This is a genomic window from Aquabacter sp., from assembly GCF_965279295.1.
Lineage (GTDB): Bacteria > Pseudomonadota > Alphaproteobacteria > Rhizobiales > Xanthobacteraceae > Aquabacter.
Window position 1 is genome coordinate 69,984 of the sequence record NZ_CBDIHQ010000011.1, and the last position, 18,756, is coordinate 88,739.

19 protein-coding genes and 1 pseudogene are annotated in these 18,756 nt (G+C 64.3%); 2 read left to right on the top strand and 18 right to left on the bottom strand.

Annotation, left to right across the window (positions count from 1 at the left end; translation table 11 throughout):
* Nucleotides 1-2: 2 nt before the first annotated feature.
* Together ADADO0_RS04765 and ADADO0_RS04770 are read right to left on the bottom strand one after the other, a co-directional pair.
* A complete protein-coding gene (locus tag ADADO0_RS04765; protein ID WP_511303955.1) occupies nt 3-1,049 on the bottom strand; it encodes an ABC transporter substrate-binding protein in 1,047 nt (348 codons plus the stop codon).
* A 23-nt stretch (nt 1,050-1,072) separates the two neighbouring features.
* Nucleotides 1,073-2,161 carry an ABC transporter ATP-binding protein gene (locus tag ADADO0_RS04770; RefSeq protein ID WP_511303956.1) on the bottom strand — a complete coding sequence of 363 codons (1,089 nt, stop codon included), beginning with the start codon at nt 2,159-2,161 and terminating at the stop codon, nt 1,073-1,075.
* Between the two features lie 138 nt (nt 2,162-2,299).
* Between ADADO0_RS04770 and ADADO0_RS04775 the strand changes: the two genes are divergently transcribed.
* Nucleotides 2,300-3,244, top strand: coding sequence for a LysR family transcriptional regulator (locus ADADO0_RS04775; RefSeq protein ID WP_511303957.1), 945 nt, complete (start codon nt 2,300-2,302; stop codon nt 3,242-3,244).
* Here ADADO0_RS04775 and ADADO0_RS04780 read toward each other — a convergent pair.
* From ADADO0_RS04780 to bioB, 6 genes are read right to left on the bottom strand one after another with little or no spacing between them, the layout of a single operon-like run.
* Nucleotides 3,237-3,998 carry an SDR family NAD(P)-dependent oxidoreductase gene (locus ADADO0_RS04780; protein WP_511303958.1) on the bottom strand — a complete coding sequence of 254 codons (762 nt, stop codon included), beginning with the start codon at nt 3,996-3,998 and terminating at the stop codon, nt 3,237-3,239. The genes ADADO0_RS04775 and ADADO0_RS04780 overlap by 8 nt on opposite strands.
* A gap of 22 nt (nt 3,999-4,020) precedes the next feature.
* Nucleotides 4,021-4,998 (bottom strand): beta-ketoacyl-ACP synthase III, encoded by a 978-nt coding sequence (locus tag ADADO0_RS04785; protein WP_511303959.1) that lies wholly within the window; start codon nt 4,996-4,998, stop codon nt 4,021-4,023.
* Nucleotides 4,995-6,260 carry an adenosylmethionine--8-amino-7-oxononanoate transaminase gene (locus ADADO0_RS04790; protein WP_511303960.1) on the bottom strand — a complete coding sequence of 422 codons (1,266 nt, stop codon included), beginning with the start codon at nt 6,258-6,260 and terminating at the stop codon, nt 4,995-4,997. The genes ADADO0_RS04785 and ADADO0_RS04790 overlap by 4 nt, the downstream gene beginning before the upstream one ends.
* A 16-nt stretch (nt 6,261-6,276) precedes the next feature.
* A complete protein-coding gene (gene bioD, locus ADADO0_RS04795; RefSeq protein WP_511304101.1) occupies nt 6,277-6,888 on the bottom strand; it encodes a dethiobiotin synthase in 612 nt (203 codons plus the stop codon).
* A 5-nt stretch (nt 6,889-6,893) separates the two neighbouring features.
* Nucleotides 6,894-8,039, bottom strand: coding sequence for an 8-amino-7-oxononanoate synthase (locus ADADO0_RS04800; RefSeq protein WP_511303961.1), 1,146 nt, complete (start codon nt 8,037-8,039; stop codon nt 6,894-6,896).
* Nucleotides 8,036-9,025, bottom strand: a complete 990-nt coding sequence (gene bioB / locus ADADO0_RS04805; RefSeq protein ID WP_511304102.1) for a biotin synthase BioB — start codon at nt 9,023-9,025, stop codon at nt 8,036-8,038. The genes ADADO0_RS04800 and bioB overlap by 4 nt, the downstream gene beginning before the upstream one ends.
* Nucleotides 9,026-9,163: 138 nt before the next feature.
* Between bioB and ADADO0_RS04810 the strand changes: the two genes are divergently transcribed.
* Entirely contained in the window at nt 9,164-9,511 is a 348-nt protein-coding gene (locus ADADO0_RS04810; RefSeq protein WP_511303962.1) for a cupin domain-containing protein, read from the top strand.
* Between the two features lie 13 nt (nt 9,512-9,524).
* On the opposite strand, the gene ptsN is transcribed toward ADADO0_RS04810, so the two are convergent.
* The 10 genes and pseudogenes from ptsN to ADADO0_RS04860 form a co-directional block, all read right to left on the bottom strand.
* Nucleotides 9,525-9,989 carry a PTS IIA-like nitrogen regulatory protein PtsN gene (ptsN, locus tag ADADO0_RS04815; protein ID WP_511303963.1) on the bottom strand — a complete coding sequence of 155 codons (465 nt, stop codon included), beginning with the start codon at nt 9,987-9,989 and terminating at the stop codon, nt 9,525-9,527.
* A gap of 107 nt (nt 9,990-10,096) precedes the next feature.
* A complete protein-coding gene (gene hpf / locus ADADO0_RS04820; RefSeq protein WP_511303965.1) occupies nt 10,097-10,690 on the bottom strand; it encodes a ribosome hibernation-promoting factor, HPF/YfiA family in 594 nt (197 codons plus the stop codon).
* 231 nt (nt 10,691-10,921) lie between these two features.
* A complete protein-coding gene (gene paaE / locus ADADO0_RS04825) occupies nt 10,922-12,046 on the bottom strand; it encodes a 1,2-phenylacetyl-CoA epoxidase subunit PaaE (protein ID WP_511304103.1) in 1,125 nt (374 codons plus the stop codon).
* A 23-nt stretch (nt 12,047-12,069) separates the two neighbouring features.
* Entirely contained in the window at nt 12,070-12,573 is a 504-nt protein-coding gene (paaD, locus tag ADADO0_RS04830) for a 1,2-phenylacetyl-CoA epoxidase subunit PaaD (RefSeq protein ID WP_511303966.1), read from the bottom strand.
* Nucleotides 12,573-13,349 (bottom strand): 1,2-phenylacetyl-CoA epoxidase subunit PaaC, encoded by a 777-nt coding sequence (gene paaC / locus ADADO0_RS04835; RefSeq protein WP_511303967.1) that lies wholly within the window; start codon nt 13,347-13,349, stop codon nt 12,573-12,575. The genes paaD and paaC overlap by 1 nt, the downstream gene beginning before the upstream one ends.
* A 166-nt stretch (nt 13,350-13,515) precedes the next feature.
* Nucleotides 13,516-13,803: a 1,2-phenylacetyl-CoA epoxidase subunit PaaB gene (paaB, locus tag ADADO0_RS04840; protein WP_511303968.1), complete on the bottom strand. Its 288-nt coding sequence runs from the start codon at nt 13,801-13,803 to the stop codon at nt 13,516-13,518.
* Between the two features lie 17 nt (nt 13,804-13,820).
* A complete protein-coding gene (paaA, locus tag ADADO0_RS04845; RefSeq protein WP_511303969.1) occupies nt 13,821-14,810 on the bottom strand; it encodes a 1,2-phenylacetyl-CoA epoxidase subunit PaaA in 990 nt (329 codons plus the stop codon).
* 103 nt (nt 14,811-14,913) lie between these two features.
* A complete protein-coding gene (locus tag ADADO0_RS04850) occupies nt 14,914-15,900 on the bottom strand; it encodes a retron St85 family RNA-directed DNA polymerase (RefSeq protein ID WP_511303970.1) in 987 nt (328 codons plus the stop codon).
* Nucleotides 15,893-16,684, bottom strand: a pseudogene (locus ADADO0_RS04855) (retron St85 family effector protein); the annotation flags it as partial. The gene ADADO0_RS04850 and the pseudogene ADADO0_RS04855, both read right to left, overlap by 8 nt.
* 383 nt (nt 16,685-17,067) lie before the next feature.
* Nucleotides 17,068-18,570, bottom strand: coding sequence for an MFS transporter (locus tag ADADO0_RS04860; protein ID WP_511303971.1), 1,503 nt, complete (start codon nt 18,568-18,570; stop codon nt 17,068-17,070).
* Between the last annotated feature and the right edge of the window lie 186 nt (nt 18,571-18,756).

Below are 18,756 nucleotides of genomic sequence, written 5' to 3' on the forward strand. Positions count from 1 at the left end.
GGTCACACCCGGATTTCGCGGTTGAACTGCTGGGTCCAGGCGGCGCGGTTCTCGTTCACCTTTTTCCAGTCGAAGAACACCATCTTGTCGAGATCCGCCGGGGTCTTCGCGATCTTCTCCGCGACCAGGCCCGCGAACGGCACCTTGCTGCTGGTGGGGATGACGTTCCACGGCGCCTTCTGCATTTCGCTCTGCACTTCGGGCGCGATCTGGCTGTCCACATAGGCGTAGGCGAGGTCGCTCTTCAGGGCGCCCGCCACCACATGCATGGTGGTCTTCCAGGCCGGCGTGCCGGTGGAGACGCGTACGAACTCGATCGGCACGCCCTTGGCCTTCAACTCCTCGGCGAAGTTGAAATTCTGCACGCCGATGTCGATCTCGCCCTGCTGAAACAGCGCACCGTGGGCGCCAAAATTGGCGGAGACGGCGGCAAGGTTCGGCAGCAGGCTTTTCAGCTTCTTGAAGGCCGGCTCCATGTTCGCTTCCGTGCCGCCGGCGAGGCGGTTGATGTCGAGCAGGAAGGCGAGGCCGAGGGTGCTGGCGAGCGAGGTGATGCCGACGCGGCCCTTGAACTCGGGCTTCCACAGGTCTTCCCACGAGGTCGGCGGCGTCTTCACCGTCTTGGGGTTATAGGCGATGCCGATGGCCTGCATGGTGATCGCGGGGCCGTAGGCACCCTGGAACTGCGGGTTCAGCGACGCGAAATTCGGCGACTTGGCCGGGTCGTATTTGGCGATCAGGCCGGCATCGATCGCCTCCAGTGCCGGCCCCTCGTCCAGCATGGCGACATCGAACGGCGGCTGGCCGCCCTTGGCGGCGGTGAGCTTGGCGATCTGCTCGGTGGCGAGCATGGGCGACTGCACCACGCTGGCGCCGGTGCGCTTGGTGAAATAGGGCGCGAGCACCTGCTTCTGCACATTGGCCCAGGTGCCGCCGAAGGTCGCCGCCACCAGTTCGTCCGCGGCGAAAGCACCGCGCGGCAGCATCGCGAGGCCGGCGGCAGCGCCGGCGGACGCGAGAAGGCTCCGGCGCGAAATCTCGAACGTCATGCTCAATCCCCTGTCTATGGGTGTCAGTTGGAAGGGTCCGGAAACAGTCCGCTGATGCGGTTCGGCTTGATGGCGAGGGACACCGCCCCTTCGAGCGGCGCGGACGCATCGTCGTCGCGCTCCTGCACCACCTTGATCGGCGTGCCGTCGTCCAGCGCGACCTGATAGATGAGCGAGGAGCCGATGAGCATGGCCGCCGTCACCTGGGCGGGCAGCGCACCGGGCGTGCCGACGGCGCAGACGCGCAGCCCCTCCGGCCGAAGCGCCACCACGGCGCGGGCGCCCGGCCCCAGCCCGGTCTTGCCGGTCTCGATCACCGCGCCGTTAGGTAGCCGGACAGCGGCACCGGCGGCGCTCTCGCCGACCACGTCGCACTTCACCAGATTGGCGGTGCCGACGAAGGTGTTCACGAACAGGGTCGCCGGCCGGTCATAGATGTCGGTGGGGCTGGCGAACTGCTCCAGGTTGCCGCGCGAGAGCACGGCGATGCGGTCGGAAATGCTGAGCGCCTCTTCCTGGTCGTGCGTCACCATCACGGTGGTGATGCCGGACTGGCGCTGAAGGCGCTTGATTTCGATCTGCATGTCGAGCCGCAGGTTCTTGTCGAGCGCGCTGAACGGCTCGTCGAGCAGCAGGATCTTGGGGCGGATGGCAAGGCACCGCGCCAGCGCCACGCGCTGCTGCTGGCCGCCGGAGAGTTCGCGCGGGAGACGGTCGCGGAGCGCCGACATCCGCACCACCTCCAGCATCTCGGCAACCACGGCGGTGATTTCCGCCTTGGGCCAGCCGGCGGCGGTGGGGCCATAGGCGATGTTCTGCGCCACGCTCATGTGCGGAAACAGCGCGTAATTCTGAAACACGATGCCGATGCGGCGCTGGTTGGTGGGCAGATGGGAGATGGACGCGCCATCCACCAGCACGTCGCCCGCATCCTGGCGCAGGAAGCCGGCGATGATCTTCAGCAGCGTGGTCTTCCCGCATCCGCTGGGACCGAGCAGCGACACCAGTTCGCCGGGGCGGATGTCGAGATCAATGTCATTCGCGGCCACCATCTGGCCGAACGAATGGGAGATTTTCCGGAGGGTCAGCGCATGCCCGGCGGATTGGCTCATGGTGCTTTACCCCACATGGCATCCGGGCATTTCCCGCCAAGCCACGTTCTTTCGCCGCCATCATTGCGGCCGCGAGACCATTGCCGTCCATCGCAGATTTGATAGTTTTGCATACGCAAAATGCGTATGGAGCAAGCTATGCCGGCATCACTCGTTCCCGCGTCGCTGCGTTATGCCGAGCAGGTGGCGCGCTCGGGCTCCATCCAGCGCGCGGCCAAGGAGCTGAACATCGCAGCCTCCGCCATCAACCGGCAGATTCTGCAACTGGAACAGACCCTCGGCGTGCCGCTGTTCGAGCGCGTTGCGAAGGGCATGCGGGCGACGCCGGCGGGCGATGCCATCGTCACTTTGACGCGCCGCTGGCGCTCGGACGAGCGCCGCGCCGTCGCCGAACTGCGCCAGTTGCAGGGGGTCGACCAGGGGCACATCCGGGTGGTGGCCATGGACAGCCACGTCAACGGCATCCTGCCCGCGCTGATCGCCGATCTCGACGCCCGGCATCCCCGCATCTCGCTGGATATCGAGGTGATGAGCACGGACGCGGCCGTCGCCGCGCTGACGGCCGGCGATGCCGACATCGCGGCGGTGTTCAACCTGTCGCCCCGGCGCGACATCCATGTGCTGTGGTCGGCGGAACTTCCGTTGGGCTGCGTCATCGCGCCGAACCACCCATTGGCCCGCACCGCCACCATCAGCCTCCAGGAGGTGGTGGCCCACCCGATCGTGCTCCAGAGCCGCGCCCTGATGATCCGCCGCTATCTGGAATCCCACCACGGCTGGCTGTTCACGGAAGACCGCAAGACCGTGGAGACCAATTCGCTCCAGCTCGTGAAAATCCTCGCCAAGGAGCGCGGCTATGTGGCGTTCACCTCAGAACTGGATGCCGCGCCGGAACTCATCGCCGGCACGCTGGTGTTTCGCCCGGTGCGCGACAAGGGCGCCGAACCGCAGATGGTGAGCATCGCCATGGATGGCCGCAAGCCGCTCACCCGCGTCGGCCGCATCGTGGCGAGCGCCCTCGAAGCACAGATCAGCGGCAGCATTGCCGATGCCCGGCGCGCGGGCGCCCATGCCGCTATTTAGGCGCCATCCTGAGCGCGCCATCGAGGCGGATCACCTCGCCATTCAGCATGGCATTGCCGACGATGTGCAGCATGAGGGCGGCATATTCCTCCGGCTTTCCCAGGCGCGGCGGGAACGGCACGCTGGCCCCCAGGCTGTCCTGCACGTTCTGCGGCAGGCCCTTCAGCATGGCGGTCTCGAAAATGCCCGGCGCGATGGTGCAGACCCTTATGCCCAGCGGCGCCAGTTCCCGCGCCACCGGCAGGGCAAGCCCCACCACGCCGGCCTTGGAGGCGGCATAGGCGGACTGGCCGATCTGCCCGTCGAACGCGGCGATGGAGGCGGTGGAGACGATGACCCCGCGCTCTCCGCCCTCCAGCGCCTCCAGCCCCGCCATGCCGGCGGCGGCGAGGCGCATGAGATTGAACGTGCCGATCAGGTTGATCTCGATCACCCGGCGGAAATTGTCGAGCAGCATGGGCCCGTCGCGCCCGGCGACGCGTCCGGCGGGGGCGATGCCGGCGCAGTTCACCAGCACGCGCGCCGCGCCATGGGCCTCGCGCGCGGTCGCCACTGCCGCCTCGGCGCTCTCCGCGCTTGAGACATCGCACAGGAGGCCGATGCCGCCGATCTCCTCGGCGACCTTCTTCGCGCCCGCTTCGTTGGCATCGAGAATGGCGACCTTGGCGCCGGCCGCAGCCAGGGCGCGGGCGCTGGCCTCGCCGAGGCCGGATGCGCCGCCTGTCACCAGGGCGGCATGTCCCTTCACCTGCATGTCCCTCTCCCTTTTTTCTCGTTCAGATTTTGAGCACGCAGGCCCCGCCGGTTAGTCCGCCCCCCGCCGCGCTCATCAGCACAAGTTCGCCCGGCGCCAGCGGCTTTTCCGCGTGCGAGAGCGACAGCGTCAGCGGAATGGTGGCGGCGGAGGAATTGCCGAAACGGGCGATAGAGCGCGCGGTCTTTTCCGGCGCGATGCCGAGGTTCCGCGCCACCGCGTCCAGCAAGCGTTCGTTCGCCTGGTGCGGCACGAAGCGATCCACCTGGGCGGCGGTCAGACCCGCCTGTTCCAGCGCCGCCCGCGCGCTCTCGCTCATGAGGCGGACCGCGCCCAGGAACAGCGCCTTGCCATCGGTCAGCGTCATGCGCGTGTCCTCGATCAGCAGATCCGGCGCGAACGGACGATTGCTGCCGCCGGCGGGAATATGCACGAGGTCGTAGCCTGATCCATCGGAGCCGAGCGCGGTGCCGAGCATGCCGCCCTCCCCGCCCGGCGCCAGAACCACCGCCCCGGCGGCATCGGCGAAGATCACGGACGAACCGCGCTCCAGCGGATTGATGCGGCGGGAGAGGATGTTGGCGCCGATCACCAGCGCCGGCCTGCGCCAGGCGCGCACGAAGCTTTCCGCCATGACCAATGCATAGAGAAAGCCCGCGCAGGCGCCGGCAAGGTCCACCGCGCCCGAGCCCGTCAGCCCCAGCTTGTGCGCCACCAGCGGCGCGGAGGGGGGCAGGAGATGGTCCGGGGTAGAGGTGGCGAGCAGCGTCAAGCCAATGTCGCCGCGCGGCAGGCCCGCTTGGTCCAGCGCCATGGCCCCGGCCGCCGTGGCGAGGTCGGACAGCGTCTCATCCGGCTCGGCCCAGCGGCGTTCGATGATGCCGGTCCGCCGCGCGATCCAGCCGGCCTCCAGCCCGAGGGCGCTCTCGATTTTCGCGCTTGTCACCACCCGCGAAGGCACCGCGTGGCCGAGGCCGGCGAGACGCGTTCCCTGGCTCATGTCTTCACCCCGAAGCGCGTGCCGGCCTCGTCAATGGCGTCATAGACGCGGTCGAGTTCGGCGGCGGTGATGCAATAGGGCGGCAACACATAGAGCACGTTGCCCAGCGGCCGCACGAGCAGTCCGCGCTCGAGGAAAAACGCCCGCATCTTCGGCCCGACATCGGCGAGATAGCCCGCGCCGTCCACCTTGAGATCCAGCGCCGTGATGGTGCCGCACTGCCGCGCATCGGCGAAGCGCGGGTCATCCGCAAACCGGGCGATGCGCGCGGCTTGCTGGGCGCACAGGTCCGCAACCCGCGCAGCCACCGGCTCGTCGCGCCACACCTGCACATTCGCAAGGCCGGCGGCGCAGGCGATGGGGTTGGCGGTGAAGGAGGAGGAGTGGAAAAAGGTGTTCGCGCGGTCGGTCGAATAATGCGCCGCGAAAACCTCCTCGGTGGCGAGGGTAACGGCGAGCGGCACGGCGCCGCCGGTGAGGCCCTTCGAGGTGCATAAGATATCGGGCGAGATGCCCGCCTGCTCGCACGCGAACACGGTGCCAGTGCGTCCCCAGCCGGTCATCACCTCATCGAGAATGAACAGCGTGCCGCTGGCCTTGGCGATGGCGTGAAGCTCCCGCAGCACCCGCGGCGAATACATGCGCATCCCGCCCGAGCCCAGCACCAGAGGCTCCAGAATGATCGCGGCGGTCCTGCCGGTCGCGGCGAACCGCGCGAAGGCGTCCAGCGTCTCCTGCTCGCGGCCGGCGGCGGGAAAGGGAATGCGGTCCACGTCGAACAGGATCGGCTCATAGGCTGCGTTGAACACGCCGCGCGCGCCAACGCTCATCGTGCCGATGGTGTCGCCGTGATAGCTGTCCTCCATCACCACGATGCGGCTGCGCTTTTCGCCGCGATTGCGGAACGTGCCGAGCGCCATCTTCAGCGCCACCTCGACGCAGGTGGAGCCGCTGTCCGAATAGAACACGCGGGTCAGCCCCTCGGGCGCCAGCGCCACGAGTTCGCGCGCCAGTTCCTCGGCCGGGGCATGGGTGAAGCCCGCGAAGATGATCTGGTCGAGATTTTCGCTGGCCTCGCGGATCGCCGCCATGATGGCGGGATGCCGATGGCCGTGGGTGACGACCCACCAGGAGGAGATGGCGTCGAGGATGCGCCGGCCGTCGGCCGTCTCCAGATAGGCGCCCTGCGTGCGCGCGATCAGCGGCGGCGACGGCTCGGTGGCGTGCTGGGTGAAGGGATGCCAGACCGGCGAAGGCGTCATCACAGAAAATCAAGCCTCACAGGAAGTCTCTCGCCGCGAACGCCCCCGCGAACGCCGCCTGAACCCCATCCGGCGTCAGCGGATCGACCGGCGGCAGGCGGCCCAGCACTTTTACGCCGGAAAAGGCGGCGATGACATCCTGGCTGTCGCGCATCTCCGCGCCGATGAAGGCGATGCCCTTCACGGGAATGCCGCGCGCCTTCAGCGCCTCCAGCGACAGCAGGGTGTGGTTGATGGTGCCGAGCGTGGTGCGGGCGCACAGCACCACCGGCAGGCCCCAGCGCGCGAACAGATCAATGGTCAGGAGATCGCGCGTCAGCGGCACCATCAGGCCGCCCGCGCCCTCCACCACCAGGGGCCGCTGCGGCGGCAGGGCGAGCCGCCGGGGATCGATCTCGACGCCTTCCGATTCGGCGGAGAGATGGGGCGAAGCCGGCAATTTCAGGCGGTAGGCCTCCGGCAGAATATGCTCCGGCGGCACCGAGCCGAACCGGGCGACGCTCTCCGCGTCCGTCGCCTCATCCAGTCCCGCCTGCACCGGCTTCCAATAGAACGCGCCCAGTGCGTGGGTCAGCGCAGCGGAAAACACCGTCTTGCCGATGCCGGTGTCGGTGCCGGTGACGATCATTGCGGTCACGCCGGCACCTCGGCCATCGCCTCCGCGATAGCATCCACCAGCCCCGCGACGATGCCGGCGTCCACGTTTAGGGTCAGCGACACGCGCAGCCGGGCGGTGCCCTCCGGCACGGTGGGCGGGCGGATGGCGCGGCAGTCGAAACCGGCGGCCCGCACCTTCGCGGCGACCGCGCTGGCACGCGCATTGGAGCGCAGCAGAACCGGGATGATCTGCGAGCCGGAGGCCGGCACGCCGAGACGCTGCATGAGCGAACCCTCGGCGGTCTTCACCAGCGCCGCCAATTGCTCCCGCCGCTCGGGTTCGTCCTTGAGGATGCGCAGCGCCTCGCGCACCCCTGCCGCCACCAAGGGAGACGGCGCAGTGGCATAGATGAAGGGCCGGGCGCGATTGACCAGAAAATCCAGCAGCGACCGGTGCGCCGTCACCAGAGCGCCGGAGACGCCCAGAGCCTTGCCGCAGGTGTGGACCGCGATCAACGCTTCGCGCCCCTCATACTGCGCCGCAAGTCCCCGACCTTGCGGCCCGAACACGCCGGTGGCGTGGGCCTCGTCCACCACCAGAAAGCCGTCGTGGCGCTCGGCGATGGCCATGAGATCGGCGAGCGGCGCGGCGTCGCCGTCCATGGAATAGATGCTCTCCACGGCGATGAACGGCGTGCCCATGCCGCCCGCCGCCCGCCAGGCCAGAATCGCGTCCTCGACCGCATCGGCATCATTGTGCGCGGCGCCGGCCACCTGCGCCTTGCCCGCCTGCATGCCGGCGTGGACCGAGGCATGGATCAGCGCGTCATGGACGATCAGGTCGCCCCGGCGCGGCAATGTGGAAAATAGGGCGAGATTGGCATCGAAGCCGGAGGCGAAGAACAGGCAGCCATCGGCGCCGAAGAAGCGCGCCGCCTCTTCCTCCAGCGCCTCGTGCTCGGGATCGTTCCCGCGCAGCAGGCGCGAGCCCGCAGCACCCACCGGCACGCCCCGCGCCAGCGCATCCGCCACTGCCGCGCGCAGGCGGGGAGAAGAAGCGAGCCCGAGATAATCGTTGGAGGCGAAGTCGTGCCCGGCACGCGGCTCCAGGGCGCGGCCACGGCTGCGCCCTCTCAAGCCTTCCAATGTCTGCGTGAAGCGGGCGAGCCGCCCGGCCGTCATTGCCGCGCGTCCAGCCCCTCGGCCGAAATGCCCAGCCGCCGGAACAGGCCGGTGTCGTGGTCCTCCCCGGGATTGTCGGCGGTCAGCAGGGTGTCACCCACGAAGATGGAATTGGCGCCGGCGAAGAAGCACATGGCCTGCAATTCGTCGCTCATCTCGGTGCGGCCGGCGGAAAGGCGCACATGCGAGGTGGGCATGAGAATGCGGGCGAGCGCGATGGTGCGCACGAAGTCGATGGGGTCCACCGGCTCTGCGGTCTGAAGCTTCGTGCCGGGAATGGGGATCAGCATGTTGATCGGCACGCTCTCCGGCGGCACCGTCATATTGGCCAGCGTGAGCAGCATGTCGATGCGATCACCCGCCGTTTCGCCCATGCCGAGAATGCCGCCGGCGCAGACCTTCATGCCGGCGTCGCGCACGTTAGAGAGGGTCTCCAGCCGGTCGGCGAAGGTCCGGGTGGTGATGATCTCGCTGTAGTAACGCTCCGACGTGTCGAGGTTGTGGTTGTAATAATCCAGCCCCGCGTCCGCGAGGCGGCCGGCCTGGTTCGGATTGAGCATGCCAAGGGTCATGCAGGTCTCCATGCCGAGGGCTTTGACGCCCTCCACCATGGCGACCACCATGTCCATGTCGCGATCCTTGGGCGAACGCCAGGCGGCGCCCATGCAATAGCGGGTCGCGCCGGTCTCCTTGGCCTTGCGGGCCTCGGCGATCACGCGCTCAACTTCCATGAGCTTGGACGCCTTGAGGCCGGTGGGCGCATGGGCGGACTGGCTGCAATAGCCGCAATCCTCAGGGCAGCCGCCGGTCTTGATGGAGAGCAGACGGCTCATCTGCACCTTGTTGGGATCGAAATGGCGACGGTGGACGCCCTGGGCTTCAAACAGCAGGTCATTGAGCGGGAGATTGTAGAGGCGCTCGGCCTCTTCGCGGCCCCAAAGGCTGCGGACCCCATCTTCGCTCGGAACAGGCACCACTACCGTCATCATCGAAACCCTGATCCTGATGGCTCGTACCTCTTGAATTATACCCGAAAAGTGCGACCACAAAGCGCTAAGAATGAAACCGGGCCTCGTCCCGCCACCCTACGTGGCGGCGCAAGTGCCCAGCGGATGGACTGCCTGATGAAACTGCATGAACTCAACCGCGAAAAGGCCGAGCCGATCACCGGGCCGGTCGATTCGGCCGTGCTGCTTGCCGGCGAACCCCAGACCCTAGCCTTCGTCACCTACGACGCCCCCTTCGAGCGCCTGTGCGCCGGCGAGTGGGAGGCGACAATCGGCAAGTGGCGGGTGAATTATGACGAATGGGAATATTGCCTGATCGTGTCTGGCCGCTGCATCGTCACCGGAGATGACGGCACGGTGATCACCGCAGGTCCCGGCGATGCCTTCGTGCTGGAGCCCGGCTTCAGCGGAACCTGGGAGGTTCTGGAGCCCATGCGCAAACACTTCGTTGTGCGCACGCCCTAACCGGGTCGCGCCCTCAGGCCGCGTCGGAGGCCGAAACAGCGGTGAGAAGGGCGTGGATGACGCCGGCATCGCGGGTCGCCCGCAGCTTCTCGGCGATCAGCGGATCGCGCAGCATGCGTGCCACGCGGGCGAGGGCCTTGAGATGGTCCGCGCCCGCCGCTTCGGGGGCCAGCAGCAGAAACACCAGATCCACCGGCTCCCCGTCCAGCGCCTCAAAATCGATCGGCTTTTCCAACCGGGCGAAGGCGCCGAACAGCCGTCCCAGCTTCGGCAGCTTGCCGTGGGGTATAGCTATGCCACCACCGACGCCGGTGGAGCCAAGCCGCTCGCGCTGAAGCAGAGTGTCGAAAATCTCCCTCTGGTCACGCCCCACAAGAAGGGAGGCGTGATGGGCAAGCTCCTGAAGAGCCTGCTTCTTGCTGCTCGCCCGAAGGGACGGAAAAACCGCGTCGGACGAGAGGAGATCGGCGAGAGGCATCGAACCTTGTTCCTGGGTCTAAACTCGGACCGCGCCGGGGCCGCTGCGGCCCCTGCTGCGGAAGCGGGACGGGAGGGGCGACGACCGCCCTCCCCGTCCCGCGGGACTCAATGTTTTTCCTCGGCGAAGGCTGCGGGGTCGATCCAACCCACATGCCCGTCCGGACGGACGTACACCACACTCATGCGGCCATGTCCGGCGTGACGAAACACCACCACCGGCGCGCCGGTGATCTCAAGCTCCACCACGGCATCGGCGACCGTCATCCTGCGCAGCGCGGTCACCTGTTCCGCGACCACCGTGGGGCTCCAGCCTTCCACGACCTCGTCGGTCTCCGCTTCCGTTGCGGGCGCGAGGACATAGGCTTGCGCGCTGCTCGCGTCCATACCGTTGCTGTGGCCGTGCCCGTGGCGATCCTTGAGGCGCTGCTTGTAACGCCTCAGGCGCTTCTCGATCTTCTCCACCGCAACATCGGCGCACGCATTGGCGTCGTGCGCATTGCCGTGAGCCTGGAGGTTCACGCCCGAATCAAGGTGGAGCATGCACTCGGACCGATAGCCGGAGCCTTCTCGCGCCACTGTGATATGGCCGGACCAGCCGCCGTCAAAATATTTGCCGAGCACTTCGGAAACACGATCCGAAAGGCGGTGCCGGAGTGCTTCTCCGACGTCGATGTTCTTACCCGAAACGCGTAAGGCCATGCGATTTGGTCCCCTTTGGGTTAGGGAGATGGGTCGCCCCACATTTCCCCCGTTCTTTGCAAACCGACCGGCGCATCAGTGGTAGGAGCGCCGCGACCAACTGTCAACGATATGGGAGGCTTAGCGAAGTGCCCGCACGGGCACGACCCCGCACCCACCCCGCGAAAAGGCGGGACAGACGCGGCGCAAAAACCGGTGGACGGTTCGATTCCAAAGGGGAATTCAGCGACCCTACATCTGGTCGAAATCGATCACCACGCGCGGCGTGGTCGGATGCGACTGGCAGGTGAGGACGAAGCCGGCCTTCAACTCCCAAGGCTCCAGGGAATAGTTGACGTCCATCTCCACCGCGCCTTCCGCGACCTTGGCGCGGCAGGTGGAGCACATGCCGCCCTTGCAGGCGAAGGGCAGGTCCATGCCGGCGCGCAGCGCGGCGTCGAGCACGGTCTCGCCCGCGGCTACCGGCACGTCCCGGCGCTTGCCGTCGACGATCATCGCCGCCACATGGGCGGGCGGGGCATCCGCCACCACCACCGGCTTGGGACGCGGCGCGCCCCCCAGCGCCGAGACGAATCGCTCGGTGTGAATGTGGCTCTCCGGCAGACCCAGGTCCTTCAGCGTTGCTTCGAGGTCATCGATCATGCCCTCGGGGCCGCAGATGAAGGCGTGATCCACCGCCGCCGCCGGCACCATGGCGGTGAGCAGCAGGCGCACCTTGTCCCCATCCAGCCGGCCGTTGAGAACGGGCAGATCCTGCTCCTCCTTGGAGAGGACGTGGAACACGGAGAGCCGGCCCAGGAAGCGGTCCTTCAACTCCTCCAGGTCCTCGCGGAACAGGATCTCGTTGGTCGAGCGGTTGCCGTAGAACAGAAAGAAGCGGCTGCCGGGCTCGCGTGACAGCACGCCCCGCACGATGGAGAGGATCGGCGTGATGCCGGAGCCGGCCGCAAATCCCACATGCAGGCGCCCGTCGCCCGGATTGCCGCCGAGGCCGAAGCGGCCGGTGGGGGTCATCACCTCCAATTCATCGCCCGCCTTGATGGAGCTGTTCGCCCAGGTGGAGAACAGGCCGCTTTCCACCTGCTTCACGGCGATGCGCAATTCCCCATCGTCCGGCCCGGAGCAGATGGAATAGGAGCGGCGCACGTCCTCGCCCTCCACCGTCGCGCGCAGCGTCAAATACTGGCCCGCCGCGAACGCATAATGCTCCGACAGGTCGGGCGGCACGGAAAAGGCGATGGAGACCGCATCCCCGGTCTCGCGCTTCACATTGCGCACGGCGAGGCGGTGGAATTTCGGGCTCGCGACGGGCTTTACGGCCGCGTTGGGGGCCGCTTGAGAGGTCACATCAGACATGACGGTAGACATGGCGTTACCCATCAGTGGCATTTGAAATAGTCGAACGGCTCGCGGCAGCGGCGGCACTGCCAGAGCGACTTGCACGAGGTGGACCCGAAGGCGGCGATTTCCGCCGTGTCGGTGGCGCCGCATTGCGGGCAGGCGACCTCGTCCTCGCCGAACAGCGCCCGGCGTCCGCCACCCTTGACCGGCGGGGCGATGCCGTATTCGCGCAGCTTGCGTCGCCCGTCCTCGGTCATCCAATCGGTGGTCCAGGCGGGGGAGAGCACGGTCTTCACCACCGCCGGCCCCAAGCCCGCCTTCTCGACCGCAATCTCGATTTCCAGCGCGATCATGTTCATGGCCGGGCAGCCGGAATAGGTCGGCGTGATGGCGATCTCGACGCGCCCGTCGGCCACCGTCACATCCCTGAGCACGCCGAGATCGGCGATGGAGAGCACCGGGATTTCCGGGTCCACCACGGCGCCTGCCACGCGCCAAACCTCGCCGCGCAGAGCATCAGCGTCTCGGCGCGCCGCGCTCATCACCAGGTCGCCCCGGGGAAGCTGCGCTGAATGTGCTGGAGGTCGGCGAGCAGATGGCCGAGGTGCTCGGTGTGGGCGCCCGCGCGGCCGCCCTTCTGCATCCAGGCATTGCCGGGCACGTTAAGGGTCGCCTCGTCCAGCACCTTGCCAACGGCGGCGCGCCATTCGGCGCGCAGGCCCTCGGGGTCGGGCACGATGCCGGCTTCGATCAGCGCGCGCTCGGGGGCGTCCACCTCGAACATCTCGCCGGTGAAGGCCCACAGATGATCCACCGCCTCCTGCGCGCGGCGATGGCTTTCGTCCGTTCCGTCGCCGAGGCGGATCACCCATTCGGCGCAATGGCGCACATGATAGGCGCTTTCCTTCTCCGCCTTGGCGGCGATGGCGGCAAGCGTCGCATCGGACGAGCCCATCAGGGCGCGCCAATAGGGATCGATGAAAGCGGAATAGAGATATTGGCGCACCATGGTGCGGGCGAAATCGCCGTTGGGCTGCTCCACCAGCAGGATGTTGCCGTAGCCGCGCACGTCGCGCAGATAGGCGAAATCATCTTCCGTGTGGCCGGCGGCTTCGACTTCGGCGGCATAGGCATAGAGCGAGCGCGCCTGGCCCAGCAGGTCGAGGCCCATGTTCGCCATGGCCATGTCTTCTTCCATCATGGGGGCGTGGCCGCACCATTCGGACAGGCGATGGCCGAGCACCAGCGCATCGTCGGCGCGGCGCAGCACATAGCGCACGAGCGGCGTCTCGGAGACGGTGATGGAGCCTGCGGACATGGGTGTTTCCTCGGTTGTTTTTATCGATGGCGCCCCCTCTCCCGCTTGCGGGGGAGGGCTGGGGAGGGGGCAGGCGCCTCACGGCACACACCGAACTCAACCCATCCTCACCAAAGCCCCCTCCCTAACCCTCCCCCGCAAGCGGGAGAGGGAACGGACGGCGGGATCACATATGCCCGACTTCATCCGGCACGTCGTAGAAGGTGGGGTGGCGATAGATCTTGCTTTCGGAGGGCTCGAACATCATGCCCTTGTCCGCCGGGTCCGACGCCGTGATGGCGTTGGAGGGCACCACCCAGATCGAGAGCCCCTCCCCGCGCCGGGTGTAGAGATCGCGCGCGGCCTGGAGGGCCAGCGTGACGTCAGTGGCGTGCAGCGAGCCCACATGCTTGTGGGCGAGGCCGTTGCGGGAGCGGATGAACACTTCCCAAAGCGGAATGGACTGGCTCGACATGGTGCGCTTCCTTCCTGTCAGGCGGCGGCCGCTTTCACGCGGCGCTTTTCGGCGAAGGCGAGGGCTGCATCGCGCACCCAGGCGCCATCCTCATGGGCCTTGCGGCGGGCGGCGAGCCGGTCGCGGTTGCAGGGGCCGTTGCCGGCGAGAACCTGCTTGAACTCGTCCCAATCGATGGTGCCGTAGCTCCAGTGCCCGGTCTCGGGGTCCTGCTTCAGGTCCGGGTCGGGCAGCGTCAGGCCGAGATATTGCGCCTGGGGAATGGTGGCGTCGACGAACTTCTGGCGCAGCTCATCATTGGAGAAGCGCTTGATCTTCCACTTGGTGGACTGGTCGGAATGCTGGCTGTCGCTGTCGGGCGGGCCGAACATCATCAGGCAGGGCCACCACCAGCGGTTCAGCGCGTCCTGCGCCATGTCCTTCTGCTCGGCCGTGCCCTGGGCCAGCGTGACCATGATTTCGTAGCCCTGGCGCTGGTGGAAGGATTCCTCCTTGCACACGCGGATCATGGCGCGGGCATAGGGCCCGTAGGAGCAGCGGCACAGCGGGATCTGGTTCATGATCGCCGCGCCGTCCACCAGCCAGCCGATGGCGCCGATGTCCGCCCAGGTGAGGGTGGGATAATTGAAGATGGACGAATACTTCGCCTTGCCGGAGAGCATCTGATCCACCAGCTCTTCGCGCGAGGTGCCGAGCGTCTCGGCGGCGGCGTAGAGATAGAGCCCGTGGCCGCACTCGTCCTGCACCTTGGCCAGCAGCGCCGCCTTGCGCCGCAGCGAGGGTGCGCGGGTGATCCAATTGCCCTCGGGCAGCATGCCGACGATCTCGGAATGGGCATGCTGGGAGATCTGGCGCGTCAGCGTCTTGCGATACGCCGCCGGCATCCAGTCATTGGGCTCGATCCGCTCTTCCTCATCCACCCGCTCCTGAAAGCGCGCAGCGAGAGCGGCATCTTCGAGGTTGCGTTCGGCGGCATCCGGATTGGCGTTGAGGGCCTGCGTATACATGCACTCCTCCCTATGTTTGGAAGGATTATATGTGACGGAATTTTCAGAGGCAAGGGAATTTTGTAACGGATTTAAATGAAACGATATTACAGACTGAAATTGCCTATTCCTCAGAAAAATACTGTGGATTATCGTATAATTTATATATCAACTGCTTTTTTTTAAATCGCCCTCTTATTTCTTCAATTTTACTCAATCCATAGACTTCAACGAGCCTATCCAGAAAAGAGGGCTCAACGGCATTCACGAAGGCTAAGAGACCAGATAAGCGAGCAGCCTGTTCATCATCAAGCAGGCCAAGCGTATATCTGTGTACACTTTCACGTATCACTCGCTTACGGTCCCGCCCGAGGGACACTTCACCATCGTCAGTAAGAACAAGACCAGTAACTACGCGGCGATATTTTTTTGTCGCCAAGACTGTCTTACCCTCATTAATGCGCAGACGCGGCGACGGCATATATTGAAGAACATTCCGCAATATACGTTCAACTTCTGATAAATTACCTGCTCGTTTTGCTGAAAAAGTCAGATCATCGGCATATCTCGTATACGAAACTTTGTGTTTTGCAACTAATTCAGAAATAAGCTTGTCAAAATCAGCCATTATTACATTAGATAATATGGGTGACGATGGCGCGCCTATAGCAAGACGCAAAATTGAACCGTACTTTGAGCGGCGGAATAGAAGATTACAGGTTAAATTTATGTCTTCCTCGTTTTCAAAAACAGAAAATTTCTCACAATACGACTTCCAATCTGTCGCGGTAATTGATGGAAAAAAATTTGAGAAATCGAATTTAATAATCGCCCCACTGCCAGCATGTGCAGCCGCATTATCTTTAATCGATCTATTGCGACGGTATGCCATAGCGGCTTCATGAATATAAAGTTTAGATAAAACTTCATCAGAAAAAACTTTCTGTAAAAATTTTACTTCTCTTGCCGGTTGAGAAATCTGCCGCGAGCCACCATTTCGTTTAGGTATCAAGTAAGTTTTGTAGCGGACGGGCGCCGAGGCAAGGATAGACCTCGTATCAGTCTCGCTCAACCCGCTAGCTATTGAAAGGATTTGCACGACTTTAGACAAGCGGCATTCCTTTCATAACCTGTTGAATTGCGGCAAATCTCAATTTGTCTTTTTCTTTCCAGTACTGCCTTATGTCGAAGCGGCGGCGTCCTTTATTTGCCTCCTTCGCCCCATCTTTCATATAGAGGGTGGCGGCATCTTTGCCGTTGGCGTGACTAGAAGCTGTTTGGACATAAAAATCGCGCGCCCCCTTGGAAACGATTTCCAACCATCTTACGGCAATTGAACAAAGTAGATAACCGCGTATATCGTCTTTATCTTTGTGAATATGAAAAATTTTTAGAGTTTCAATTATTTCCCCCAACGTAAGTGCACCATATTCCTGAACAAGCCCGACAATAAGCTTAATAACATGACCCGATAGACCATGATCCAGCGTGGTGGTCTTCCTCACCATCTCAAGCCTAGCATTGAGAGGGTCAATCAATATATCAATAAGCTTATTTTTATCGATATCGGCTGCCGAATGGCCTTTGAAACCGACATCATCATCCGCTATGACAGAAATGGCGTTGCGACCAACATGATTTTCTATTCGCCTCAACGGGCCAAGCTTGATAAATGAATTTTCATTCCAATGCCTCTCGCGAATAACAACAAAAAGGCGCTTCATAATCTCATCTGTAGCAGCGAACGCTCCCAATTCCGCCAAACTACCTTCGCTTTCACAGAATAAAATTATTAACTCGACTATCTGGGCAAGATCGGTTTCAAATATAAGTAAATCATTGTAGTTTTTGAAAAAATCAAATTCAGAAGTCACACTCTCTGCTTGTAAAAGATATCTATCTTTAAGCGGAGCGGGAGTGTCGCCTTAAGAAAGGCGTCGCGAAGCGACATAGGAGTGGGATTGCTGATATCGCTGCATGTTCCACCACAAAGAAGAACGATGTCGAACGGCTCCTGTACGTGGACCCGATCGACATCGATATCTTCTAAATACGGAAGCAATGCTTACCTTTAAGGCCTTGGAAGACGGCTTTGAGGCATCGAGCGGAGCGGTCCCTGGACGATGGCGCAAAGCCGTCTTCCAAGGCCCCAAGTGGGAACAATAAAATGAGACCTAGCGAAGACACCAGGCCAAGTACCTTGCGGCACTTTACACGTAAGCAGATACCTCGGTATTCAAGAATTGATATACTGTCAAGACCATGACCCCACCCCGACCTATTCCCCCAGCGCATGTTCCCCCAAGGCCGGCGCACTGGTGGCCCGTTTATCTCCGCCTATAGGCGCAACCGGGATCAGCCACGCGGTCGCCGCCGTGAGCAGCGCGACGATGAAAAGCGCCCAGAAGGCGAGGTGCAGCGACTGGTCGAACACCGCCACCACGGCGGGGTCGGCGGCGACGTCGGCAAGGCCCGCCTTCTGGTTGAGCACGTCATGCACGCGGCCGGCGATATCGGGGGCGGAATAATAGACCAGACCGATATTCACCATCGCCCCGACCACGGTGGCGCCCAGGACGCTGCCGAGGTTGCGCGCGAAGATGTTGGAGGCGGTGGCGCTGCCGCGCATGGACCATTCCACGCTATCCTGGATCAGCACGATGCAGGTGAAGCTGGTGGTGCCCATGCCGATGCCCACCACGAACGAGCCCAGCCCCGCGAGAGCGGGGTGGCTGCCGGGCGTCAGGAACAGCATGATGGCCGTGCCCACCGGCAGCATGGCGCTGACCGTGCGCAGCGTGTTGCGGATGCCGAACGCGCGGAACATCCGCGCCGACTGGCTCACCGAGGCCGGCCAGCCCAGGATCAGCATGGTCAGCGCGAGCCCCGCCACCATGGGCGAATAGCCCAGCACACCCTGCACATAGAGCGGCAGAATGGTGGTGAGGCCGATCAGCAGCACGCCCACCAGCAGCGCGGTGGTGTTGCACACCGCCACCAGCTTTCGGCGCCACAGGTCGAAGGAGACGATCGGCTCCTGCGCGCGGCGTTCCTGCCAGACGAAAGCCGCGCCGCTCACCACGCACACGGCGGCGAAGCCCGCCATGACAGGCCAGGAGCTATCGGTCTCGCTGAGGATGATCAGCAACGAGGCGATGGCGATGGTGAGGAGGCCGGCGCCGAGATAGTCGATCGGGCTCTCGCGCGGCTCGATCTTCTCATGCAGGAACATCACGAAGCCGACCATCGACAGGATGCCGATGGGGATGTTCATCCAGAAGATCCAGACCCACGACACATGGTCCACCAGCACGCCGCCCACCAGCGGCCCCACCACCGCCGAGCCGGCCCAGACACTGGCGACGAAGCCCTGCACCTTGCCGCGTTCCTCCAGCTTGTAGAGGTCGCCGATGAGCGTGATGGTGATGGGCTGGATCGCCCCGGCGCCGATGCCCTGAAGCAGGCGAAACCCCACCAGGGACAGCATCGACCAGGACAGCCCGCACATCAGCGAGCCGAACAGGAACAGGGCGGTCCCGGCGATCAGCGTCGGCTTGCGCCCGAACACGTCCGCGAGCTTGCCATAGATGACGGTGGTGGTGGTCTGCGCCAGGAGGAAGGACGAGAACACCCAGCTGTAATGCCCGAACCCACCGAACTGCCCGACGATGCTCGGCATGGCGGTCGCCACGATGGTGGCTTCGATCGCCACCATGAAGGTGGACAGGAGGATCGCCCCGACCACATAGGGACGCTGGCGTGCGGTGACGTTTACGGACATGGGCGACCATCGAAAAGCGCACCACGCCTGCCCCGCATCGACAGGCAAAGAGCCTTATCTGCGGCGCGCGGGCGGCGGGATGAAAGGGAAAAAATCTGAGACGGTTCTGGAGCGTTGACTGTCGAGGTGCAAAAGATCGAGCGCGGCGGCAAAGGCCCGCGCAACGCCAGCCCCAAAGAACCCCAG

Coding starts and splice junctions, on each gene's coding strand:
- ADADO0_RS04765 (WP_511303955.1), bottom strand. CDS start 1,049: ATGACGTTCGAGATTTCGCGCCGGAGCCTTCTCGCGTCCGCCGGCGCT.
- ADADO0_RS04770 (WP_511303956.1), bottom strand. CDS start 2,161: ATGAGCCAATCCGCCGGGCATGCGCTGACCCTCCGGAAAATCTCCCAT.
- ADADO0_RS04775 (WP_511303957.1), top strand. CDS start 2,300: ATGCCGGCATCACTCGTTCCCGCGTCGCTGCGTTATGCCGAGCAGGTG.
- ADADO0_RS04780 (WP_511303958.1), bottom strand. CDS start 3,998: ATGCAGGTGAAGGGACATGCCGCCCTGGTGACAGGCGGCGCATCCGGC.
- ADADO0_RS04785 (WP_511303959.1), bottom strand. CDS start 4,998: ATGAGCCAGGGAACGCGTCTCGCCGGCCTCGGCCACGCGGTGCCTTCG.
- ADADO0_RS04790 (WP_511303960.1), bottom strand. CDS start 6,260: ATGACGCCTTCGCCGGTCTGGCATCCCTTCACCCAGCACGCCACCGAG.
- bioD (WP_511304101.1), bottom strand. CDS start 6,888: ATGATCGTCACCGGCACCGACACCGGCATCGGCAAGACGGTGTTTTCC.
- ADADO0_RS04800 (WP_511303961.1), bottom strand. CDS start 8,039: ATGACGGCCGGGCGGCTCGCCCGCTTCACGCAGACATTGGAAGGCTTG.
- bioB (WP_511304102.1), bottom strand. CDS start 9,025: ATGACGGTAGTGGTGCCTGTTCCGAGCGAAGATGGGGTCCGCAGCCTT.
- ADADO0_RS04810 (WP_511303962.1), top strand. CDS start 9,164: ATGAAACTGCATGAACTCAACCGCGAAAAGGCCGAGCCGATCACCGGG.
- ptsN (WP_511303963.1), bottom strand. CDS start 9,989: ATGCCTCTCGCCGATCTCCTCTCGTCCGACGCGGTTTTTCCGTCCCTT.
- hpf (WP_511303965.1), bottom strand. CDS start 10,690: ATGGCCTTACGCGTTTCGGGTAAGAACATCGACGTCGGAGAAGCACTC.
- paaE (WP_511304103.1), bottom strand. CDS start 12,046: ATGTCTGATGTGACCTCTCAAGCGGCCCCCAACGCGGCCGTAAAGCCC.
- paaD (WP_511303966.1), bottom strand. CDS start 12,573: ATGAGCGCGGCGCGCCGAGACGCTGATGCTCTGCGCGGCGAGGTTTGG.
- paaC (WP_511303967.1), bottom strand. CDS start 13,349: ATGTCCGCAGGCTCCATCACCGTCTCCGAGACGCCGCTCGTGCGCTAT.
- paaB (WP_511303968.1), bottom strand. CDS start 13,803: ATGTCGAGCCAGTCCATTCCGCTTTGGGAAGTGTTCATCCGCTCCCGC.
- paaA (WP_511303969.1), bottom strand. CDS start 14,810: ATGTATACGCAGGCCCTCAACGCCAATCCGGATGCCGCCGAACGCAAC.
- ADADO0_RS04860 (WP_511303971.1), bottom strand. CDS start 18,570: ATGTCCGTAAACGTCACCGCACGCCAGCGTCCCTATGTGGTCGGGGCG.